Origin of the sequence: Streptomyces sp. NPDC127068 (genome assembly GCF_042724695.1) — a bacterium.
In the GTDB taxonomy this organism is placed as follows: Bacteria; Actinomycetota; Actinomycetes; order Streptomycetales; family Streptomycetaceae; genus Streptomyces.
Genome location: NZ_JBHXEN010000019.1, coordinates 23,506 through 42,461, shown reverse-complemented (window position 1 = coordinate 42,461; position 18,956 = coordinate 23,506). Strand labels below are relative to the sequence as shown.

At 72.0% G+C, this 18,956-nt stretch carries 20 protein-coding genes; 15 read left to right on the top strand and 5 right to left on the bottom strand.

Annotated elements, in window-relative coordinates; genetic code table 11:
- Positions 1-138 precede the first annotated feature (138 nt).
- The 3 genes from ACFWIA_RS14390 to ACFWIA_RS14380 all read left to right on the top strand — a co-directional run bounded on the left by ACFWIA_RS14390 (position 139) and on the right by ACFWIA_RS14380 (position 3,745).
- Entirely contained in the window at positions 139-1,344 is a 1,206-nt protein-coding gene (locus ACFWIA_RS14390; RefSeq protein WP_387003959.1) for a S1C family serine protease, read from the top strand.
- Positions 1,345-1,481: 137 nt separating this feature from the next.
- Positions 1,482-2,219, top strand: coding sequence for a response regulator transcription factor (locus ACFWIA_RS14385; RefSeq protein WP_387003956.1), 738 nt, complete (start codon positions 1,482-1,484; stop codon positions 2,217-2,219).
- A gap of 92 nt (positions 2,220-2,311) precedes the next feature.
- On the top strand, positions 2,312-3,745 hold the full coding sequence (locus ACFWIA_RS14380) for a sensor histidine kinase (protein WP_387003953.1): 1,434 nt from the start codon (positions 2,312-2,314) through the stop codon (positions 3,743-3,745).
- A 101-nt stretch (positions 3,746-3,846) separates the two neighbouring features.
- Here the strand turns inward: ACFWIA_RS14380 and ACFWIA_RS14375 are convergent, their stop codons facing one another.
- The gene (locus ACFWIA_RS14375) at positions 3,847-5,664 is read right to left on the bottom strand and encodes a bifunctional metallophosphatase/5'-nucleotidase (protein ID WP_387004170.1); all 1,818 of its coding nucleotides are present in this window, start codon (positions 5,662-5,664) and stop codon (positions 3,847-3,849) included.
- Positions 5,665-5,846: 182 nt separating this feature from the next.
- Here ACFWIA_RS14375 and mshD point away from each other — a divergent pair, with 182 nt between their 5' ends.
- Entirely contained in the window at positions 5,847-6,773 is a 927-nt protein-coding gene (gene mshD / locus ACFWIA_RS14370; protein WP_387003950.1) for a mycothiol synthase, read from the top strand.
- Positions 6,774-6,816: 43 nt separating this feature from the next.
- Here mshD and ACFWIA_RS14365 read toward each other — a convergent pair whose 3' ends face one another.
- Together ACFWIA_RS14365 and ACFWIA_RS14360 are read right to left on the bottom strand one after the other, a co-directional pair.
- On the bottom strand, positions 6,817-7,839 hold the full coding sequence (locus ACFWIA_RS14365) for a LacI family DNA-binding transcriptional regulator (protein ID WP_387003948.1): 1,023 nt from the start codon (positions 7,837-7,839) through the stop codon (positions 6,817-6,819).
- Positions 7,840-8,009: 170 nt separating this feature from the next.
- Positions 8,010-8,843: a response regulator transcription factor gene (locus ACFWIA_RS14360; RefSeq protein ID WP_387003945.1), complete on the bottom strand. Its 834-nt coding sequence runs from the start codon at positions 8,841-8,843 to the stop codon at positions 8,010-8,012.
- A 397-nt stretch (positions 8,844-9,240) separates the two neighbouring features.
- Here ACFWIA_RS14360 and ACFWIA_RS14355 point away from each other — a divergent pair, with 397 nt between their 5' ends.
- The 6 genes from ACFWIA_RS14355 to ACFWIA_RS14330 all read left to right on the top strand — a co-directional run bounded on the left by ACFWIA_RS14355 (position 9,241) and on the right by ACFWIA_RS14330 (position 13,397).
- Positions 9,241-9,495 (top strand): MoaD/ThiS family protein, encoded by a 255-nt coding sequence (locus ACFWIA_RS14355; RefSeq protein ID WP_387003942.1) that lies wholly within the window; start codon positions 9,241-9,243, stop codon positions 9,493-9,495.
- 9 nt (positions 9,496-9,504) lie between these two features.
- Positions 9,505-10,770, top strand: a complete 1,266-nt coding sequence (locus tag ACFWIA_RS14350) for a hypothetical protein (protein ID WP_387003940.1) — start codon at positions 9,505-9,507, stop codon at positions 10,768-10,770.
- A gap of 174 nt (positions 10,771-10,944) precedes the next feature.
- The gene (locus tag ACFWIA_RS14345; RefSeq protein ID WP_387003937.1) at positions 10,945-11,691 is read left to right on the top strand and encodes a DUF2993 domain-containing protein; all 747 of its coding nucleotides are present in this window, start codon (positions 10,945-10,947) and stop codon (positions 11,689-11,691) included.
- Positions 11,692-11,924: 233 nt separating this feature from the next.
- Positions 11,925-12,032, top strand: a complete 108-nt coding sequence (locus tag ACFWIA_RS14340; RefSeq protein WP_385490079.1) for a putative leader peptide — start codon at positions 11,925-11,927, stop codon at positions 12,030-12,032.
- Between the two features lie 194 nt (positions 12,033-12,226).
- A complete protein-coding gene (locus ACFWIA_RS14335; RefSeq protein WP_387003934.1) occupies positions 12,227-13,066 on the top strand; it encodes a sulfurtransferase in 840 nt (279 codons plus the stop codon).
- A 43-nt stretch (positions 13,067-13,109) separates the two neighbouring features.
- Positions 13,110-13,397 (top strand): DUF1416 domain-containing protein, encoded by a 288-nt coding sequence (locus tag ACFWIA_RS14330; RefSeq protein ID WP_385490085.1) that lies wholly within the window; start codon positions 13,110-13,112, stop codon positions 13,395-13,397.
- 106 nt (positions 13,398-13,503) lie between these two features.
- On the opposite strand, the gene ACFWIA_RS14325 is transcribed toward ACFWIA_RS14330, so the two are convergent.
- Positions 13,504-13,995, bottom strand: coding sequence for a hypothetical protein (locus ACFWIA_RS14325; protein ID WP_387003932.1), 492 nt, complete (start codon positions 13,993-13,995; stop codon positions 13,504-13,506).
- Positions 13,996-14,484: 489 nt separating this feature from the next.
- Here ACFWIA_RS14325 and ACFWIA_RS14320 point away from each other — a divergent pair, with 489 nt between their 5' ends.
- Positions 14,485-15,483, top strand: a complete 999-nt coding sequence (locus ACFWIA_RS14320; protein ID WP_387003929.1) for a hypothetical protein — start codon at positions 14,485-14,487, stop codon at positions 15,481-15,483.
- A 65-nt stretch (positions 15,484-15,548) separates the two neighbouring features.
- Positions 15,549-15,800, top strand: coding sequence for a DUF3099 domain-containing protein (locus ACFWIA_RS14315; protein ID WP_387003926.1), 252 nt, complete (start codon positions 15,549-15,551; stop codon positions 15,798-15,800).
- A gap of 307 nt (positions 15,801-16,107) precedes the next feature.
- Here the strand turns inward: ACFWIA_RS14315 and ACFWIA_RS14310 are convergent, their stop codons facing one another.
- Positions 16,108-16,470 carry a DsrE family protein gene (locus ACFWIA_RS14310; protein ID WP_387003923.1) on the bottom strand — a complete coding sequence of 121 codons (363 nt, stop codon included), beginning with the start codon at positions 16,468-16,470 and terminating at the stop codon, positions 16,108-16,110.
- 85 nt (positions 16,471-16,555) lie between these two features.
- Here ACFWIA_RS14310 and ACFWIA_RS14305 point away from each other — a divergent pair, with 85 nt between their 5' ends.
- Genes ACFWIA_RS14305 through ACFWIA_RS14295 form a run of 3 tightly spaced genes read left to right on the top strand, consistent with a single transcriptional unit; the run spans position 16,556 to position 18,845 of the window.
- Entirely contained in the window at positions 16,556-17,269 is a 714-nt protein-coding gene (locus ACFWIA_RS14305) for a hypothetical protein (protein WP_387003920.1), read from the top strand.
- A complete protein-coding gene (locus tag ACFWIA_RS14300; RefSeq protein WP_387003917.1) occupies positions 17,266-18,024 on the top strand; it encodes a hypothetical protein in 759 nt (252 codons plus the stop codon). The genes ACFWIA_RS14305 and ACFWIA_RS14300 overlap by 4 nt, the downstream gene beginning before the upstream one ends.
- Positions 18,021-18,845 carry a hypothetical protein gene (locus ACFWIA_RS14295; RefSeq protein ID WP_387003914.1) on the top strand — a complete coding sequence of 275 codons (825 nt, stop codon included), beginning with the start codon at positions 18,021-18,023 and terminating at the stop codon, positions 18,843-18,845. The genes ACFWIA_RS14300 and ACFWIA_RS14295 overlap by 4 nt, the downstream gene beginning before the upstream one ends.
- Positions 18,846-18,956: the final 111 nt, after the last annotated feature.

The window sequence follows — 18,956 nt, the reverse complement described above, 5'->3', positions numbered from 1 at the left end:
CGATCCCGAACACCCCCACCTCGGGAGCCACCAGGGAAGCCGAGCACCCTGCTTCCTTATATCGGGCATACGCGGTTCTGTCGGGCTTCTCAGCTCGTCCTCAGATCACTCTCATCCACCCCCGACACGCTCATGGACATGACCGAAAGCTCCCGCCGCGACGGCGGTTCCCCCGAACGCGACCACGACCAGCAGCACGGCGCCCCGACCGGCGGAACCCCGGACGCCACGGCGCCCCGGACGCACCCGGTCCCGCCCGCACACCCCACGCACCCCTCGTGGAGCACCGACCCCGGACCCCGGCAGCACGGACGCCAGCAGCACGGGGCTCAGCAGCCGTCGTACGGGGCCTACCCGCCGCCACCGCCCGAGCCGCCCGACGGCGAGGGGTCCCGGGCAGCCGCCGAGACGCCCGCGGTCGCCTGGGGCACCAGCCCGGTCCCCGAGGGCGCCCCGGCGCCCACCCCGACGGCGGGCCCGCGCCGGCGCCGGGCGCGACGGCCGTTCGCCCTGCTCGCCACCGTGGCGATCGTCGCCGCGGCCGTGGGCGGCGGCACCGCGTACGGCATCCAGGAGCTCACCACCCACCAGACGACCAGCTCCGCGGTCGCCGCGAGCCCGGTGGCCTCCAGCAGCCGCGGCACCGTCGCCGGCGTCGCCGCGGCCGTCACCCCGAGCACCGTCGAGATCAAGGCCTCCGGCACCGCCGGCCAGTCCACGGGCTCCGGTGTGATCATCACCTCCGACGGGGAGGTCATCACCAACAACCACGTGGTCGCCGGCGCCACCGCCATTCAGGTGACGACCAGCGACGGCAAGAAGTACGCCGCCGAGCTCGTCGGCACCGACAGCAAGAAGGACCTGGCACTGATCAAGCTGAAGGACGCCGCCGGGCTGAAGGCCGCCACCCTCGGCGACTCGGACCGGGTCCGGGTCGGCCAGGAGGTCGTGGCGATCGGCTCGCCCGAGGGCCTCACCGGCACCGTCACCAGCGGCATCGTCTCCGCCCTCAACCGCGACGTCACGGTGGCCAACAACCAGGACCAGCCGCGGCAGCCGGGCGGCGACTGGCCCTTCGAGTTCGGTGGCCGCGAGTTCAACGGCGACCCCGGCGCGTCCACCACCACGTACAAGGCCATCCAGACCGACGCCTCGCTCAACCCCGGCAACTCCGGCGGCGCCCTCATCGACATGAACGGGCACATCATCGGCATCAACTCGGCCATGTACAGCGCGAGCAGCGCGGGCGGCGGCGACGCGGGCAGCGTGGGTCTGGGGTTCGCCATCCCCGTCAACACGGTGAAGGCCGATCTGCCGGCCCTGCGAGCCGGAGCGGACGGCTGACCGGCCCCGTACCGTACCCCCCGTAACCCCCGTAACCCCGGTACCCCGTAAGCCCCGCACCCGCACCCGCACCCGCACCCGCACCCGCACCCGCTGACCCACCCACACTCACTCACTCACTCACCGGAGCCGTACCGATGAACTCCGCGCCCGAAGGCGAACCGCAGCGCATCCTGATCGTGGACGACGAGCCCGCCGTGCGCGAGGCCCTTCAGCGCAGCCTCGCCTTCGAGGGCTACCTGACGGAGGTCGCCGTCGACGGCGCCGACGCCCTGGAGAAGGTGGCGGCGACCCGCCCCGACCTGATCATCCTGGACATCCAGATGCCCCGGATGGACGGTCTGACCGCGGCCCGCCGGGTGCGCGCGGGCGGCAGCCTGGTGCCCATCCTGATGCTGACCGCACGCGACACCGTCGGCGACCGCGTCACCGGACTCGACGCGGGCGCCGACGACTACCTCGTCAAACCGTTCGAACTCGACGAACTCTTCGCCCGCATCCGGGCCCTGCTGCGCCGCAGCACCTACACCACCGCCGCCGGACGGGCCCCGGAGGGAGACGTCCTCTCCTTCGGCGACCTGCGCATGGACCTGGCGACCCGTGAGGTCCACCGGGGCCGGCGACCGGTGGAACTGACCCGCACCGAGTTCACCCTGCTGGAGATGTTCCTCGCCCACCCCCGCCAGGTCCTCACCCGTGAGCAGATCCTCAAGTCCGTGTGGGGCTTCGACTTCGAGCCCACCTCCAACTCCCTGGACGTGTACGTGATGTACCTGCGCCGCAAGACGGAAGCGGGCGGCGAACCCCGGCTCGTGCACACCGTGCGGGGCGTCGGGTACGTACTGCGGCCGGGCAGCACGGACGGGGCCCCGTGAGCGGCGCTCCCACCGCGGCGGGAGGACCGGACCCCGGGACCTCGGCTCCCGGGACCTCGGACCCACGGAACCCGGACCCCGGCGCACGGCCCGTGAGCCGGGGCGCACTGCGCCGACTCCGCGCCCTGCCGCTGCGCTCCCGCCTCGCCCTGCTCGTCGCCGCCACGGTGGCGCTCGCGGTCGCCGCCATCGCCACCACCAGCTGGCTCGTGGTCCGCGGCGCACTCGTCGACTCGCTCGACAAGTCGCTCAGCACCAACCGGCCGAACGACCGGGACGTCCGGATCCTCATGGAGACCCAGCCCCCGACGATCCAGTGCGCACCGCGCACCCCCAACCAGGAGACCACCTGGTACGGGATGACCCTCCAGACCGTCGCGCCCGACGGAACCACCTGCCTGATCCTCGGCGGCGAACCCCTCACCGTCTCCGCGAGCGACAGGGCGGTCGCCGGGGGCACCCTCATCGACGCCTACCACGACACCAAGGACGCGAGCGGCCGGGAGTACCGCGTCCTGACGTACCAGATCAGCGGCGCGCCCTACGCCCTGTCGATCGCCCGCCCGTTCGACGAGATCGACGACACCCTCTCCGACCTCACCCTCGTCCTGGTGCTGGCCGCGGGCCTCGGCGTCGTCGTCGCCGGCATGTCCGGTGCCCTGGTGGCCCGGACCGGACTGCGCCCCGTCGACCAACTCACCCGGACCGTCGAACACGTGGCCCGCACCCAGGACCTGACCGTGCGCATCCCGACCGAGGGGGACGACGAGATCGCCCGGCTGTCCCGCTCCTTCAACGCGATGACGGAGGCCCTCGCCTCGTCCCGGGAACTCCAACAGCAACTGATCGCCGACGCGGGCCACGAACTGCGCACCCCGCTCACCTCGCTGCGGACCAACATCGAACTGCTCGCCCGCAGCGAGGAGACCGGCCGTGCCCTGCCCCCCGACGACCGCACCGCGCTGCTCGCCTCGGTCAAGGCCCAGATGACGGAACTCGCCTCCCTCATCGGCGACCTCCAGGAACTCTCCCGCCCCGACGGCACCCGCCGCGTCCAGGTGCTCGCCCTGCACGACCTCGCCGACCTGGCACTGCGCCGCGCCCGATTGCGCGGCCCGGAGCTGACCATCACCGCGGACCTCACCCCCTGGTACGTGCGCGGGGAACCGGCCGCGTTGGAACGCGCCGTCATCAACATCCTTGACAACGCGATCAAGTTCAGCCCGGCCGGCGGCGAGGTCACGGTGACCCTCCGGGAGGGCGAGCTGTCGGTGCGGGACCACGGGCCCGGCATCTCCCCCGATGACCTCCCCCACGTCTTCGACCGCTTCTGGCGTTCCCCGTCCGCCCGTTCCCTACCCGGCTCGGGCCTCGGCCTCTCGATCGTGGCGCGCACGGTCGAACAGTCCGGCGGAACGGTTCGTCTCCAGGCCGCGGACGGTGGCGGCACCCTCGTCTCGGTACGCCTCCCAGGCGCCCCCACCCCACCCCCGCAACCCCCGGACGACCCCCCGGAACCCGCCTGACCGGAGCCACCGAGACGCACCGAAGGGGCCGTACGGGACGCGGGTTCCGTACGGCCCCTTCGGGCAGGTGAGGCAGGTGGGGCGGGGCTAGGAACTAGGGGCTAGCGGACGACGTTGATGCGGTCCGCCTTCGGCGGGGCCAACGGGGACCCGGCCGACGAACGCGCGCCGAGGTAGTCGTTGAGGGCCTTGAGGTCGTCCCCGCCGACGAGCGGGTTCTTGCCCTTGCCCAGCTCGGCGAACCCGTCACCGCCACCGGTGAGGAAGTTGTTCAGGGCGACCCGGTACGTGGCGTTCGGGTCCAGCGGCGCACCGTTCAGCCGGATCGAGTCGACCACGACGCGGTCCGCACCGGACTTGGTCAGGTCCAGCGTGTACGTGAAGCCGTCCGAGACCTGGAGGATCTTCGGGGCGGCCGTGTTGGAGCCGGTGACCTGCTGCTGGAGGGCGGTGACCAGCTGGGCGCCGGTCAGGTCCACCAGGTTCACCGTGTTGCCGAACGGCTGCACGGTGAAGCTCTCGCCGAAGGTGACCACACCGTCGCCCTCGGCCCCGCTCGCCCGGTGCACCAGGTCCCCGCGGATGCCGCCCGGGTTCATCAGGGCCAGCGAAGCCTTGGGGTCCAGCGACTTGGCGTGCGCGAGCTGCGCATCGGCGATCAGATCGCCCAGCGGGGTCTCGGGCGTCGTGGCGCCGCGACCCGGGACGTCACCGGAGATGTAGCCGACCGGACGGTTGGCCACCGGAGCGGCCAGCTTGTTCCAGCGGCCGATCAGCTCGGTCATGTCCGCGGCCTTCGGCTGGTCGCGCCGGACCACGTGGTTCGCGGACTTCACGCTGGTGCGGACGATGTCCTTGGTCCGCCGGTCGTACGTGAGCGTGGTCTCCGTGTACAGACGGCCGAACGACGCCGCGGACGTCACCGTGCGGGGCTTGCCCGACGGGTCCGGGATCGTGCACGCGTACGGCTGGTGCGTGTGCCCGGTCACCAGCGCGTCCACCTGCGGCGAGATGCCCTTGGCGATGTCCACGATCGGACCGGAGATGCCGTCGCCCGCACCCGGCGAGTCACAGTCGTAGTTGTACGAGGTCGAAGCCGGGTAGCCGCCCTCGTGGATCACGGCGACGATCGACTTCACGCCCTGGCGCTCCAGCACCTTCGCGTACTTGTTGACCGTCTCGACCTCGTCGTGGAACTTGAGGCCCTTGATGCCGTCCGCCGAGACGATGTCCGGCGTCCCCTCCAGGGTGATCCCGATGAACCCGACCTTGACGCCCTTCTCCTTCCACACCCAGTAGGGGGCGAGCACCGGGCGGCCCGACTTCTCGTTGGTCACGTTGGCCGCGAGGTACGGGAAGTCGGCCCCCTCGAACTTCCGGCCCGGCTCGTAACAGCCGGCCGTGGGGTGACAGCCGCCGCGCTGGATGCGCTGGAGTTCCTTGATGCCCTCGTCGAACTCGTGGTTGCCGACGCCCGCGACGTCCAGGTCCAGTTCGTTCAGGGCCTCGATGGTGGGCTCGTCGTGGAACAGACCGGACAGCATGGGGCTGCCGCCGATCAGGTCGCCCGCCGCGGTGGTCACCGAGTACCGCTCGCCCTTGCGGGCGTCCCGCAGGGAGCTGGCCAGGTACTCGACGCCACCGGCCGCTATCTGCTTCGTCGTCCCGTCGGGCTGACGCTCCGTCACGTTGCCCGAGGAGCCCGAGGGCGGCTCCAGGTGGCCGTGCAGGTCGTTGAAGGACAGCAGCTGGACGTCCACCGTGCGGGACGAACCGTGGCCGTGACCACGGTGCTCGTCACGGTCGCCCCGACCGGAATCGGCGGAGGCGGGAAGGGCTGCGGTGAGCGCGCCGACCGTGGCGGCGGCGGCCACGGCGGCGAGGACGCGGAAGTTCCGTCTGGACGGGGTCGAATGGATTCGCACGGGGCCCCCTGGGTGGGTGCGGTCGTCGGTGGCAATCGTCGGAAGCCTAGAGTCAACGCGCGTAGCGCAACAGGGGGTAAGGATTACGGAGTGGTTGCGGGGGCGGAACCCGCGGGCCACCGCGCCACCGCACCACCACCCCGGCAAGCGTCGGCCCGGGACGTAGGCTCGGGGGCATGACGAGCGAGACTGTGCCTGCGGGCGGACCGCTGCGGCGGATCGAAACGTTGACGGCGCTCACGGCCGACCAGGCGGACGCCGTGCTGGAGCTGATCGAGGAGGCGGCCCGGGAGGACGGCCAACCCGCCGTGTCCGAGCAGGGCCGGCTCCAGCTGAGCGGCGGGACCCGCGAGGGCGTGCGCCACCTGCTGCTGCTCGTCGGCGACGAACTCGCCGGTTACGCACAGTTGGAGGACACCGACCCGGTGGAGGCCCCCGCGGCCGAACTGGTCGTCCGGCCCGCGCTCCGGGGCCGGGGCCACGGCCGCGCCCTCGGCACCGCCCTGCTGGCCGCAACCGGCAAGCGGCTACGGGTCTGGGCGCACGGCGGCCACTCCGCCGCGCGCCACCTCGCCCAGGTGCTCGGCCTGACCTTGTTCCGCGAACTGCGCCAGATGCGACGCCCGTTGACCGCCCTGGACCTCCCGGACCCGGTCCTGCCCGAGGGCGTCACCGTACGGACCTTCGTGGTGGGCCGGGACGACGCCGACTGGCTGGCGCTGAACGCCGCGGCCTTCGCCCACCACCCGGAACAGGGCTCGCTCACCCAGCGCGACCTGGACGCCCGCACGTCACAGCCCTGGTTCGACCCGTCCGGGTTCTTCCTCGCCGAGCGGGACGGCGAACTCGTCGGCTTCCACTGGACGAAGGTGCACGCCGAGGAGGGACTCGGCGAGGTGTACGTGCTGGGGGTGCGTCCCGGCGTCCAGGGCGGCGGACTCGGCAAGGCGCTCACCACGATCGGGCTGCGCCACCTCGCCGCGACGGGCGCACCGACCGCGATGCTCTACGTCGACGCCGACAACACCGCCGCGGTGAGGGTGTACGAACGCCTCGGCTTCGTCACCCACGAGACGGACCTGATGTACCGCTCGGAGGCGTAGGCAGAGCTGCGGGGAGAGCGCCCGCGGCGGCGTCGACCGGGTATCAGTGACAGCCGCAGGACCGGCGGATGACCAGGCGGGACGGGAACAGGTTGAGCCGTTCCCGCCTGGAACCGGGCACCCGCAGGCTGTCGTCGAGGACGAGGTCGAGGGCCGCGCGGGCCATCGCGGGCCGGTCGGAGGAGACGGTCGTCAGCGGCGGATCGGTCAACGCGGCCTCCTTCACGTCGTCGAAACCCGCGACGGCCAGCTCCCCGGGAACGTCGATCCGCAGTTCCCGGGCGGCCCGCAGCACCCCGATGGCCTGGTCGTCGGTCGCACAGACGATCGCCGGCGGCCTACGAGGTCCGGCGAGCAGTTCCAACGCGACCTGGTACGCGTCGTACCGGTTGTACGGGGCCTGGAACAGACGTCCCTCGATCGAGCGGCCCGCCTCCGCCATCGCGCGGCGCCAGCCCTCGACGTGGTCGGTGACCGGGTCGCCCACGGTCGGGGTCTCCTCGATGCCGCCCAGGCAGGCGACGTACGGGTACCCGTGCTCCAGCAGATGTCGGGTGACGAGTTGGGCGCCGCCCACGTCGTCGATGACCACGGCCACGTCCTCGATCGCCTCGGGCCTGCGGTGCAGCAGCACCACCCGGGCGTCCCAGGCGTCGATCTCGGCCGCGGCGGTCTCGCTGGGGCCCTGGCTCACCAGGATCAGACCGGAGACCCGCATGCCCAGGAACGCGCGCAGGTAGTGCACTTCGCGTTCGTCGAGGTAGTCGGAGTTGCCGACGAGCACCATCTTGCCGCGCTCGGCCGCCGCCTGTTCCACCGCGTGCGTCATCTCCGCGAAGAACGGCTGCCGGGCATCCGGGACGATCATGCCTATGAGGTCCGTGCGCCGGGAGGCCATCGCCTGGGCGACGCGGTCCGGACGGTACCCGAGCTCCTTGATCGCGGCCAGCACGCGTTCCCGGGTGGCCGGGGCGACCGGCCGGGGTCCGTTGTTGATCACATAGCTGACGACCGCGGTCGAGGTACCCGCCAGCCGCGCCACATCGTCCCGAGTCACCTTGGCCACGCGCGAAGTCTACGCGGAGAGACCCCGAAATGAGCGGGTCGTCCGTTCTCTGGGATCTTCCGGTGACCCGAGGGCGATCCCACGGTGACCATGCCGGTCCGGCACCGACCACCGCAGGTCCCGCGACGACCACCGTACGTCCGGCGCCGACCGTCCCGAACCCCGCCCGGTCACCCCCGCAGCCGGTGCGGCACCCCACCCGGAACGGGCGCGGCGGCGGGGGACCGCGACGAACCCGCAGATTCGCCGGCCCGGTCGCGCCCGTCGCGCCGGTCGGCACCCTCTCGCTCGTTCTGCTTGTCCCGCTTGTCTTGCTTGTCGTGTTTGTCGGGCTTCTCGGGGATGACGAACCGGTACCCGACATTGCGGACGGTCCCGATCAGGGACTCGTTCTCCGGGCCCAGCTTCGCGCGCAGCCGCCGCACGTGGACGTCCACGGTCCGGGTGCCCCCGAAGTAGTCGTAGCCCCACACCTCCTGGAGCAGCTGCGCCCGCGTGAACACCCGCCCGGGGTGCTGCGCGAGGTACTTGATCAGCTCGAACTCCTTGAAGGTGAGGTCCAGTACGCGCCCCTTCAGCTTGGCGCTGTACGTCGCCTCGTCCACCGACAGGTCACCGCCCCGGATCTCCATCGGGGAGTCGTCGGTCCCGATCTGCTGGCGACCCGTCGCGAGCCGCAACCGCGCCTCGACCTCGGCGGGCCCCGCGGTGTCGAGGAGGACGTCGTCCACCCCCCAGTCCGCGGTCACCGCCGCGAGCCCGCCCTCCGTCACCACGAGGATCAGCGGACACCCGGGTCCCGTGGAGCGCAACAGCTGACACAGGCTGCGCACCTGCGGCAGGTCCCGCCGCCCGTCCACGAGGATCACGTCCGCCCCGGGGGTGTCGACCAGGGCGGGGCCCTCGGCGGGCGCCACCCGGACGTTGTGGAGGAGCAGTCCGAGCGCGGGCAGCACCTCCGCCGAGGGCTGGAGGGCATTGGTCAGGAGCAGGAGGGAGCTCATCGCACTCCACCCGCCCGGGTCGTCCTGCCTGCGTGCACGGTTCGCTCGCCCATAACGTCGGTTCCTCCTCGGTCCCTGCGAGGACGTTTACGGCACTGCTTCGTACTGCTCTTGCTGCTCTTGCTCGTCCTGCTCATGTTGCTGCGCACTCTGTCCCGTCACGACTCCAGAGTCGTATACAACGCGCCGGAAAGCACAAAAGGACCCGGGGGCCACTTCGCCCGAGTCCTCTGCCAGCAGAATAACCCACATGCCTCCCCCGTAGGCAGGGTCAACGTGTCGCCCGGAGTGTGCCGCCGCTCACGGAACCGTCCCTCCGCCTTGCCGCACGGGCACGACGGACACCCGGGGCACGGCATGATGGGAGCCGTACCAGAGGACTCCGGAGGGGCGACGCATGGCGAGGGGGAAGATCCGCTACTGGGCCGCGGCGAAGGCCGCCGCGGGGGTGGCGGAGGAACCGTTCGACGCCGGGAACCTGGCCGAGGCACTGGCCGGTGCGCGACAGCGCCACCCCGGGGAACTGGTACGCGTGCTGGACCGCAGCTCGTTCCTGGTCGACGGCGAGCCCGTCGGCACCCGGGGGCACGAGACGGTACGGCTGGCCGAGGGCGGCACGGTCGAGGTGCTCCCGCCGTTCGCAGGAGGGTGACCCCGCACGATGCCTGACCAGTCAGACCACGACTCCATGGCCCATCAGCCCTATCAGCCGCACCCGTCGCACCCGCAGGGCGGCGCGTCGTACGGGCACGCCCCGTACGGACAGCAGCAGTACGGACAGCAGCAGGGGCAGGCGCCCGGTGCGTTCCCGCCGGCGGCCAACCAGTACCCCGACCAGTACCCGGGTCACACGGGTCACCCCGGTTTCGCGGAGCAGCCGTACGACGAGGGGCCGCAGACCCAGCAGTGGCAGGCGCCCACCTGGGAGACCCAGCTCCAGCCCCCCGTACCCGCGCAGGAGCAGCAGCCCGCCCCGTACGCACCGGTCGCCCCCGTCGCGCCGGCCGCGCCGGGTCCGGCGTACGGCCCCCCGCAGACGTACGGCCGGGGCACCCGCACCACACCGCAGGCCACCGACCCGGGCGCCCCCCAGCAGACCGACGCGGGGAGCACCACGACCGGGAGCACCGGCACCGGCTCCGACGCGGCGCCCGCCGCGGAGCCGCAGTACGCGACCGCCGCGGACCGGGCCCGGGCGGAGGGTCGGCCGCAGATCCTGGAGCCGGGGCTCCAGCCCGCCGCACTGACCGCGGTCCTCGCGCTGCTGATCGCCGGCACCGGGGCCCTGCACCAGTACGCCCTGTTCCTTCCGGTGGCGCTGCTCCAGGCGGTGACGGCGGCCGGCTGGTTCCGGCTCAACGGCATGTGGCCCGCCCGGCAGGGCATCGCCCTGGCGTTCCTGGGCGGTCTCGTCGCCGACGTGGCGCTGCTCGTCGCGGGCCGGGAGGACACGCCCGCCGCGGTGCTCGGCACCCTCGGCGTCTGGGTGCTGCTGTCCATCGTCCTGACCCTGCGCAGCCACGCCAGCCCGGACGAACGGCTGTACGGGTTGCTGGCCCAGGTGGTGTCGGCGGCGCTCGCGGTGGTGGCGGCCGGGCACCTCGGCGCCGAACCGGACGCGGTGGTCGTCGGGGCGCTCGCCGTCGCCGCGGCCGTGCTCGCCCGGGCCCTGCCGCTCCCCACGGTGGTGTCGGTCCTGGTGGCGCTGGTGGCCGCGGCCGGCGGCGGGTTCCTGGCCGGCGGGCTGACCGACCTGGGCTCGGACGGTGCGCTGCTCGGCCTCGCCGCCGGCGCCTGCGCACTGGTCGGGCACCGGGCCGCCAGCTACGACTACCCGTCGCGGTTCGTGCACATGACGGCGGGCGTCGCGTTGCCGCTGGCCGCCGCGGGCCCGGCGGTGTACTTCCTGGGCCGCGCCCTCGGCTGACCCCGCACGGACGCCCCCCGGGCCCGGTCCCGAGCCGGGTCCCGCCCTCCCGACGAGGGGCGGGACCCGGCTCGTCACAGGTGGTCCACAACCTTCGACCGGCCCCGTCCACAGCCTGTGGACGGGGTTAGGCTCGCCGTCTACGACCGATGCAGCCGGGGGAAGAGACCGTTCATGCGCGCACTACGCATACTCCTGATCGTGGCCGTCATCCTGGGCGGCCTGTTCGTCGCCGCGGACCGACTCGCCGTGTTCTTCGCCGAGGACGAGGCCGCCGGGCGGCTGCGCACCAGCGAGGGTCTGGCGAGCACGCCCGACGTCTCGATCAAGGGCTTCCCCTTCCTCACCCAGGCGGCGAGCGGCACCCTGGACGAGGTCGAGGTCAGCATCAAGGACTACGACGCGAACGCCGGAACCGGCAGCGGCAACGGCGCGAAGCCGGTCCGGATCGAGAAGCTGACGGCCCGGATGACGGACGTCGACTTCTCCGGCGACTTCTCCTCCGCCACCGCCAAGCGCGCCACCGGCACCGCGCTCGTCTCCTACCCCGAGCTCCTGAAGGCCGCACAGGTCAAGCCGGTGCAGCTGACCCGCGGGGTGACCGCGAAGGTCATCGGGCTGTCCGACGGGGGCGACGGCAAGATAGCGGTGTCCGTCGAGGCGACCGTGATGGGCCGCAAGCTCCCGCAGCCGATCACCGTGACCAGCTCCGCCACCGTGCGCAACGGCGAGGTGACCGTGGACGCGGACTCGCTGCCGAACCTCGGGGTGCCGCTCGCCGAGGACAAGGTCCGGGAGATCACCGACTTCCGGCAGCGGATCAGCGACCTGCCCGCGGGCATCGAGTTGGACAAGGTCGAGGCCGCCCCGGACGGGGTGAACATCTCCGTGAAGGGTTCGAACGTCCGCCTCGTCGGGTAGTCCCCGGTCGTCGGCCACCTCGCGGAACACCTCCCCCGAGGCCCTGCGGAACCCCCTCCGTCCACAGTGCGAGACGCCGAAGTCCGTACCTCAGATACGACCCCGCGCGAAGGTCCACCGGACCCCGCCCCGCCGGCCCGCCGGGACCCACCCATCCCGAATAGCGGATGATCCCGTCTCGCCATGTGAAACATCGGTGACACGGCCGCCCCCGGCTACCTACGATCGTCCCCATGCAGTGCTATTTGAGCGGTCCCCGAACGCGGGGACAGGCGGATCTGACGAAGCGGCGGGCAGTCGACCTGTGCCGCGTCGCCGCCATGCTCTGTCGCACTGTCTGAGCGGACCCCGACCCTCGGTCACCGACCCCGACGAACCGCGCGGTCCCGCCTCATCGAGCCGCCCCGGCGGCCGGTTCCACCCAGGCCCGCGCAGCCAGGCGCCACCCCGGACACCCGGGCTCCGCGCCGCGCGCCCTGATCCCCTGTGTTTGCCCCGCCGCAACTGCCCCGAACTGCCCCGGAGGAGAACGAGCATGAGCCGTAGCGACGTCCTGGTTGACGCCGACTGGGTCGAGGCCAACCTCGACGACCCGAAGGTCGTCATCGTCGAGGTCGACGAAGACGCCTCGGCGTACGACAAGAACCACATCAAGAACGCCATCAAGATCGACTGGCAGAAGGACCTCCAGGACCCGGTCCGCCGCGACTTCGTCGACCAGGCCGGCTTCGAGAAGCTCCTGTCCGAGCGCGGCATCGCCAACGACGACACGGTGGTCCTCTACGGCGGCAACAACAACTGGTTCGCCTCCTACGCGTACTGGTACTTCAAGCTGTACGGCCACGACTCCGTCAAGCTCCTCGACGGTGGCCGCAAGAAGTGGGAACTGGACTCCCGCGACCTGGTCGCCGAGATCCCCGCCCGCCCGGCCACCACGTACAAGGCCAAGGCCCAGGACAGCTCGATCCGCGCCTTCCGCGACGACGTCGTGGCCGCGATCGGCGTGCAGAACCTGGTGGACGTCCGCTCCCCCGACGAGTTCTCGGGCAAGCTGCTCGCCCCGGCCCACCTCCCGCAGGAGCAGTCGCAGCGCCCGGGCCACGTCCCGAGCGCCCGCAGCATCCCGTGGTCGAAGAACGCCAACGACGACGGCACCTTCAAGTCCGACGACGCGCTCAAGGCGCTGTACGAGGACGAGCAGGTCGACCTGAGCAAGGACACCATCGCGTACTGCCGCATCGGTGAGCGTTCCGCCCTGACCTGGTTCGTGCTGCACGAGCTGCTCGGCGTGACCAACGTCAAGAACTACGACGGCTCGTGGACCGAGTACGGCTCCCTCGTCGGCGTGCCGATCGAGCTCGGCCCCGCCAAGTAACCCCCCCGACCGACAGCCAGACAGCCACTCAGGAGAGACGCATATGTGTGGAGCCAAGGTCGGCGGCCCCGACGCCTCGACGATCAAGCCCGGTGAGACCACGATCCAGGGTCAGGTGACCCGCGACGGCGAGCCCGTCACCGGTTACGTCCGACTGCTGGACTCGACCGGCGAGTTCACCGCCGAGGTGCCCACCTCGGCCACCGGTCAGTTCCGCTTCTACGCCGCCGAGGGCACGTGGACCGTGCGCGCGCTGGTGCCCGGCGGCACGGCGGACCGTACCGTCGTCGCCCAGACCGGCGGACTCGCCGAGGTCGCGATCGCCGTCTGACGGCCACCGCGCAACGAAGCGGCCCGGAGGGCCGTACCCCAGGGGTTGGACGCCACTGGACCGGGGTACGGCACTCCGGGCTTTTCGCGCTGCGCAGAGCGTCCACTCATCCCGAGCGCCGGCCCCGGCTGTGGGCCACCCGAAGCGTGTCGCTCAACGCCTCCGCCACCCGGGCCACGGTGAACCTGAGTTCCGGGACGGTGAGCTTGGGTTCGTCGAGCATCGAGCGGGCGTGTCCGAGCAGGTCCTCCGCCATGCCGAGTTGGGTGGCCTCCACTCCGTCTGCGAGCCGGGCGAGGTATCCGTCCTCGTCGGCCGTCGCCAGGTAGCAGGGTTTGCCCTCGGGTGACGACCAGGGGAGCAGTCGGAGCCCGGCGCCAGGAGCGTGCGTCCACTCCCCGAACCGGTACCGGACGGCCCGGGGCACGGGCGCCGCCACGGCCTCCACCTGTGACGGCTCCGCCTCCCACTCCCGACCGCCGCCCAGGGGCCGCAACAGCCACCGCCCGCCCACCTCCCCCATGAACAGGCCCAGCGTGTCCCGTTGGGTGTCGCGGACTAGGGCCCCGGGCTGGGGTGGAGGGTCATTGGTGGGCATGTGCTGGTCCTTTCCGGGGGCATTCATGAGGTCGAGGGCACGAAGTCCTCCCTGCGCGCATTCAGTTAAGGGCGGGTCGAAGCGGGAGGTAACCCCATCAAGGGGCCCCCTTCCTGCGTACAGTTCGTGGGGGTGTTTCAGCGAAGGGGAAGCATGTACTTTCCGAAGTCGCACGGTGCGCTCCCGGCATCTCTGCAACGGGACCCTCGGCTGGTCGCAGCCCTAGACCGGGGTGACATCGGCTCCGTCTTCGCGCTGGCGCACAGCGAAGCCGGTCTGAGTTACAACAAGTTGAGCGAAGCGACCGGCATCCGAGCCGAGCGCATCAGTCAACTCGCCCAGGGCGACGGCAGCGTCACGTCGCTTCCCGTGCTGGAACGGATCGCTGACGGGCTCAGGATTCCAGGCGGGCGTTTAGGCTTGGCCATGAGGCCATGGGAGGTGGACGCACCACCTCCCCTACCGGATGACCATGATGGAGAAGATCCGATGAAGCGCCGCGACGCACTGCGCGGCGCGCTCGCTGCCGGTACGGCAGGTCCCGGGCTCGCCGCTGCTCTGTCCGCCACCCGTCACGACGTCGATGCGGCCTTGGCTGCCCACCGGAGCTCCACCGACCTGGGCTTCTGGGATTCGACGGCGGAGCGCTACGGTCACGGCTACCACGGGCAGTCGCCCGCGGAGGTGCTGGCCGGGCTGCTCGACGACTTCGCGGAACTCGGTGTGCGGCTGTCCGAGCCGCAGACGGTCAAGGCCCGTACGGCACTGTGCCATGTGACCGGTCGGATGGCAGGCATGGTGGCCATCGTGTTGCACGATCTGGGACACCACCGTGAGGCCCACCGGTGGTTCGGTACCGCTTCCCGGGCGGCCGAGCAGTCGGGAGACGCGCTCCTGCACGCCTGGGTGCTCGCGCGCGAAGCCATGGTTCCGCTGAACTACGGCGCTCCGCAGGCGGCAGCCGAGTTGGCGGGCCGGGCCCGGCACCTCGCAGGTCGGCGCCCTTCGGCCGCTGCCGCGCTCGCCGCGGCCGTGTCCTCCCGTGCGCTCGCCGCGGCCGGCCATCGCGAGGAGGCCCGGCAGGCAGTCGCTGACGTGGAGCACATGGCCGAACGCCTCGCCCCGGAGCAGCGTGCCGACACCTGGTTCGGATACCCCGCGCAGAAGCACCACGTCCATCTGAGCCAGGCGCTCACCCTGCTCGGTGAGACGGACCGTGCGTACGAGACCCAGCGGCGTGCCCTGGAACTGTCCCGGACTCCATCGCTGATGACCCGCGCCCTCATCGCCCTCGACACCGCCACGTGCAAGGCCCAGGACGGTGACCGTGAGGCGGCTGCCCACCTCGCGACCCGCACGTACACGGACCTGCCGACCGTCTACCGCACGGGCCTCACCCGTACCCGCGCACTCGCCCTCCACCGAAAGCTGCCCACCGACACACCGGGCCGGACCACCCTCGGCGAGACACTGGAGACCGTCGCCTGAAGCGAGCAGTCGCCCACGGGCCTTCCAATCGGGCCGGGCCCAGGCACCGGACGTACGCTGGAGACATGTACGCACGCAGGCGGCATGTGTACTTCGCCATGATGGGCACGTGCGTGGTGCTCTTCGTCCTGGCGTGGTCGGTGGTGCGCCTGTGGTCGGTCCCCGCGGCCGTCGCCATGTGCCTGGTCGCGATGCTCATCCCGCCGGTCGCCGCGATCATGGCCAACCGTCGGGGGCCCGACGACCGCTGGTGGGACGCGCCGTCCGGTGACCCCAAGTCCGACGAGTGGTGGGACGAACTCGACGGCAAACGCTGACCCCCCTTCGGGTGCGCTGTTCCCGTGCGGGTGCGCTGTTGCGCCTCCGGGGGCCCTGCGGGTGCGTGGGGGTTGCTCGCGCAGTTCCTCGCGCCCCTGTCGGGGCCCGGGTGGGGCGACGACGACGATGAGGAGCGCCCCATCAGGGGCGCGGGGAACTGCGCAAACGCACCGCGCACCCGCACGGAAACAGCCCACCGCCAGGTGAACGCACCCGAAGGGGGCGCGGGGAACTGCGCGGGCAACCACCACGCACCCGCACGAACGCACGAGCCCGCCGCAGGCGCCCCGTACGAGCGGCGGTACGTCAGTAGACGAGCGCCTGCGCGTCGTCAGCCATCGCCTCCTGGACGAACACCTGCGCCCCCGCGATCCGTACCCCGTCGAGCACATCGCCCTGCGTGATCTCGCGCCGCGCCGCACACTGCGTGCACAGGGTGACCGACCCCCCGGCCAGCACCCCCTCGATCAGCTCGGGCAGCGGCGCCGCATGCGGCAGTTCGAACTCGGCAGCCCGCCCGGGCAGCGCGAACCACGCCGACTCCCCGGTCAGCCACAACGACACCTCGACGCCACTGGCCACGGCGACCGCCGCCACCGTGAACGCCTGGGAGCACCGTTCGGGCGCGTCCGCACCCGCCGTCACCTTGATCACGAGCTTCTTCGCCATGCCCGAATCGTAATCGTGTATCCCACAACCACACAGTGTGCCCGCGGGTCTCCCCTGCGTTGAACTGATCCTCAGAGGAGAACCCGTGGAACCACCGAGACCCGACGAGGGGCCCCGGACCGCACCCGGCCGCCCCCGGAGGAGGACACTCCCGCTGCTCGCCGGAGCGGCGGCACTCGGTGTCATCGCCGGTGCCTGCGTCGGCTACCTGGTCCAGGCCGACCGCGCCCCCACCCCGCTCGCACCGCTCTCCCAGCCGGTCGTCCCGACCGCGCCCCGCGGCGACACCGCCCCGGCCGACCCCGCCGCCCGCACCGACGGCGACCTGCGCGCGCTGCTGCTCCCCGCACCCCGCGGGGCACGCGACCTGCGGGGTTGGTCGCCGCTCGGCCGGCAGCTGGCGCTGTACGGCATCCCGGCGGGGCGGCTGAGCAACCTGGTCGATCACGACTTCCGCCGCACAGCCCAGGCCACCTGGCGCACCGGCAGCCGCGGGGTCAAGATCCAGCTCGATCAGTACCGAACAGGCCCGGAGCACCATCTCCCCCGCGTGGTGGACGCGATGAGCTACCAGGCGGCCGGAGAGAGCGGGACGCCTGGCACCGCCTTGCCCGGTTCGAGCAACGGGATGGTGTTCACGCACACGACGCCCGAGCAGGTCGACGGCCGACCGATGTACCTGGGCCAGGCCCATGCCTGGCGCGGCGACGTGGTCGTACGCGTGATCATCACGGGCACCACGCCGATCGCCGAGCAGGAGATCAGCGAACTGACCCGACGACAGGTGGCCCGGCTGTGAACGAGGAAGCTCCCACGACCGGGCGCCGGCGGGCCAAGCTGGTGACGGCCCTCGCCCTGGCCGGCGCGACCGTCGTCGCCACCGGAGTCACCGCCACGACGGTGGCCACCGCCGACCGCACCCCGCCCGCACCCGGCTGGACGTTCGCGGACCCCGCGGAACAGTCGGCGAAGCACCCCGAAGGACTCGCCGCACTCCTCGTTCCGTACGAAGCGGACCACGGCTACCGACCCGGTCCCGACGACGTCGAGCTCGGCGGTCACGACACCGTCCTGAGCGGCGACGAGATCAGGAAACGGTTCCGGGCCGGGAACCCCACCTGGTCGGACGACGAGCGCCGAGACCTGGAACGGGGTCTCGCGAACAGTGACGTCGAGGCCATGGCCGTGCGGAGCTACGCCCGCGAGTACGGCGGGCAGGGCAACGTCGTCCGGATCTCCTTGTCCCGCTTGCCGAGCAAGAACACCGGGCCCGTGGCGCGGATCATGGCGGACTCCCTCGCGAAGAAGCCCGGCGCCGTGCCGGGGCCGACACCGGAGGGGCACCACGAAGCCCGCTGCTACCGGTTTCCCTCGATCCAACCGAAGGAGTCCAGCGAACCCTCGGACCGGGTCGACTCGCTGGAGTGCGTGGCCCACGTCGGCGACGTGCTGATGCTCGCCTTCGTGCACTCCGCCGGGCCCCTGGACCAGGACCGCCTAGGACTCATCGGCGGTCAACTCGACCGCCTCACCCAGCAGGGGCAGCCCGCATGACCATCGAGACGATCGCACAGACCCCGGTGGCCACCGAGGACGAGGCGCCCCCGAAGGGCCCGCGCCGCGGCCCGGGCAGCCTCGTCCGCTGGGCGGCGGCGGTACTGGTGTGCGCCGCCGCGGCGACCGGCACCGGCTACGGCCTGACCGCGGTCGAGCGCACCGACGTGCCCGGCCTGGCGACCGGGTCCGACGGCCGGTGGGACTACCCCCGGATCGAGCGGCCCGCGCTGCCCGAGGGCTCCCCCGCACCCTTCGCGGAGGACAACCCGGCCGCCGTCCACCACGCCCCGCTGCGGGAACTCCTGCTGCCGGCGCCGCGGGGCTCGGTCCCCGACCCGGGCCTGAAGGACGAGGACGGTTGGCTGCCCCCCGGCGAGTTCGCGGAGCTCTTCGCCCTGCCCGACGACCGCGCCGAGACCCGTCAGCAGCTCATCGACTACGCCGTACCGGGGATCGCCGCCCGGGGCTGGACCACGCCGGACGGCACCCGCACCCGGGTCTACCTGCTGCGGTTCGGCAGCACGGGCGCGGCGGAGTCCTGGCGGCTCGCCCACGGCTGGAGCAGCACGGGTCCCGTCTACGAACTCAAGGACGTGTCGGTCGCCCGTCGCGACCGGGACTTCCCGGAGGAGGCCCAGCAGCAGTACGTCACCGCGTACCCCTTCACGGACGCCGAGCCGCAGGGCCGCAAGCACACCCGCCTCGCCTTCCTCACCGCGGGCGACACCATCGGCCTGGTCACCCAGTCCCGGGCGGGAGGCCCCCGTGACGTCCCGTTCCAACAGACCGTGACCCTCCAGGGTCAGCTGCTCGGCTGACCTCACCGCGAAGCCCGGGCCCCCGCCCACTAAACTGGGGCCCGGCCCGGTACCGCCGGCCCCGCCCGACCGCCCACCGAGGAGCACCCCGTGGTCATCTTTTTCGAAGTC

What these genes read in the sequence shown, in the direction of transcription:
- ACFWIA_RS14390 (WP_387003959.1), top strand. Translation starts at nt 139, where the DNA reads ATGACCGAAAGCTCCCGCCGCGACGGCGGTTCCCCCGAACGCGACCAC.
- ACFWIA_RS14385 (WP_387003956.1), top strand. Translation starts at nt 1,482, where the DNA reads ATGAACTCCGCGCCCGAAGGCGAACCGCAGCGCATCCTGATCGTGGAC.
- mshD (WP_387003950.1), top strand. Translation starts at nt 5,847, where the DNA reads ATGACGAGCGAGACTGTGCCTGCGGGCGGACCGCTGCGGCGGATCGAA.
- ACFWIA_RS14360 (WP_387003945.1), bottom strand. Translation starts at nt 8,843, where the DNA reads ATGAGCTCCCTCCTGCTCCTGACCAATGCCCTCCAGCCCTCGGCGGAG.
- ACFWIA_RS14355 (WP_387003942.1), top strand. Translation starts at nt 9,241, where the DNA reads ATGGCGAGGGGGAAGATCCGCTACTGGGCCGCGGCGAAGGCCGCCGCG.
- ACFWIA_RS14350 (WP_387003940.1), top strand. Translation starts at nt 9,505, where the DNA reads ATGCCTGACCAGTCAGACCACGACTCCATGGCCCATCAGCCCTATCAG.
- ACFWIA_RS14345 (WP_387003937.1), top strand. Translation starts at nt 10,945, where the DNA reads ATGCGCGCACTACGCATACTCCTGATCGTGGCCGTCATCCTGGGCGGC.
- ACFWIA_RS14340 (WP_385490079.1), top strand. Translation starts at nt 11,925, where the DNA reads ATGCAGTGCTATTTGAGCGGTCCCCGAACGCGGGGACAGGCGGATCTG.
- ACFWIA_RS14335 (WP_387003934.1), top strand. Translation starts at nt 12,227, where the DNA reads ATGAGCCGTAGCGACGTCCTGGTTGACGCCGACTGGGTCGAGGCCAAC.
- ACFWIA_RS14330 (WP_385490085.1), top strand. Translation starts at nt 13,110, where the DNA reads ATGTGTGGAGCCAAGGTCGGCGGCCCCGACGCCTCGACGATCAAGCCC.
- ACFWIA_RS14325 (WP_387003932.1), bottom strand. Translation starts at nt 13,995, where the DNA reads ATGCCCACCAATGACCCTCCACCCCAGCCCGGGGCCCTAGTCCGCGAC.
- ACFWIA_RS14320 (WP_387003929.1), top strand. Translation starts at nt 14,485, where the DNA reads ATGAAGCGCCGCGACGCACTGCGCGGCGCGCTCGCTGCCGGTACGGCA.
- ACFWIA_RS14315 (WP_387003926.1), top strand. Translation starts at nt 15,549, where the DNA reads ATGTACGCACGCAGGCGGCATGTGTACTTCGCCATGATGGGCACGTGC.
- ACFWIA_RS14310 (WP_387003923.1), bottom strand. Translation starts at nt 16,470, where the DNA reads ATGGCGAAGAAGCTCGTGATCAAGGTGACGGCGGGTGCGGACGCGCCC.
- ACFWIA_RS14295 (WP_387003914.1), top strand. Translation starts at nt 18,021, where the DNA reads ATGACCATCGAGACGATCGCACAGACCCCGGTGGCCACCGAGGACGAG.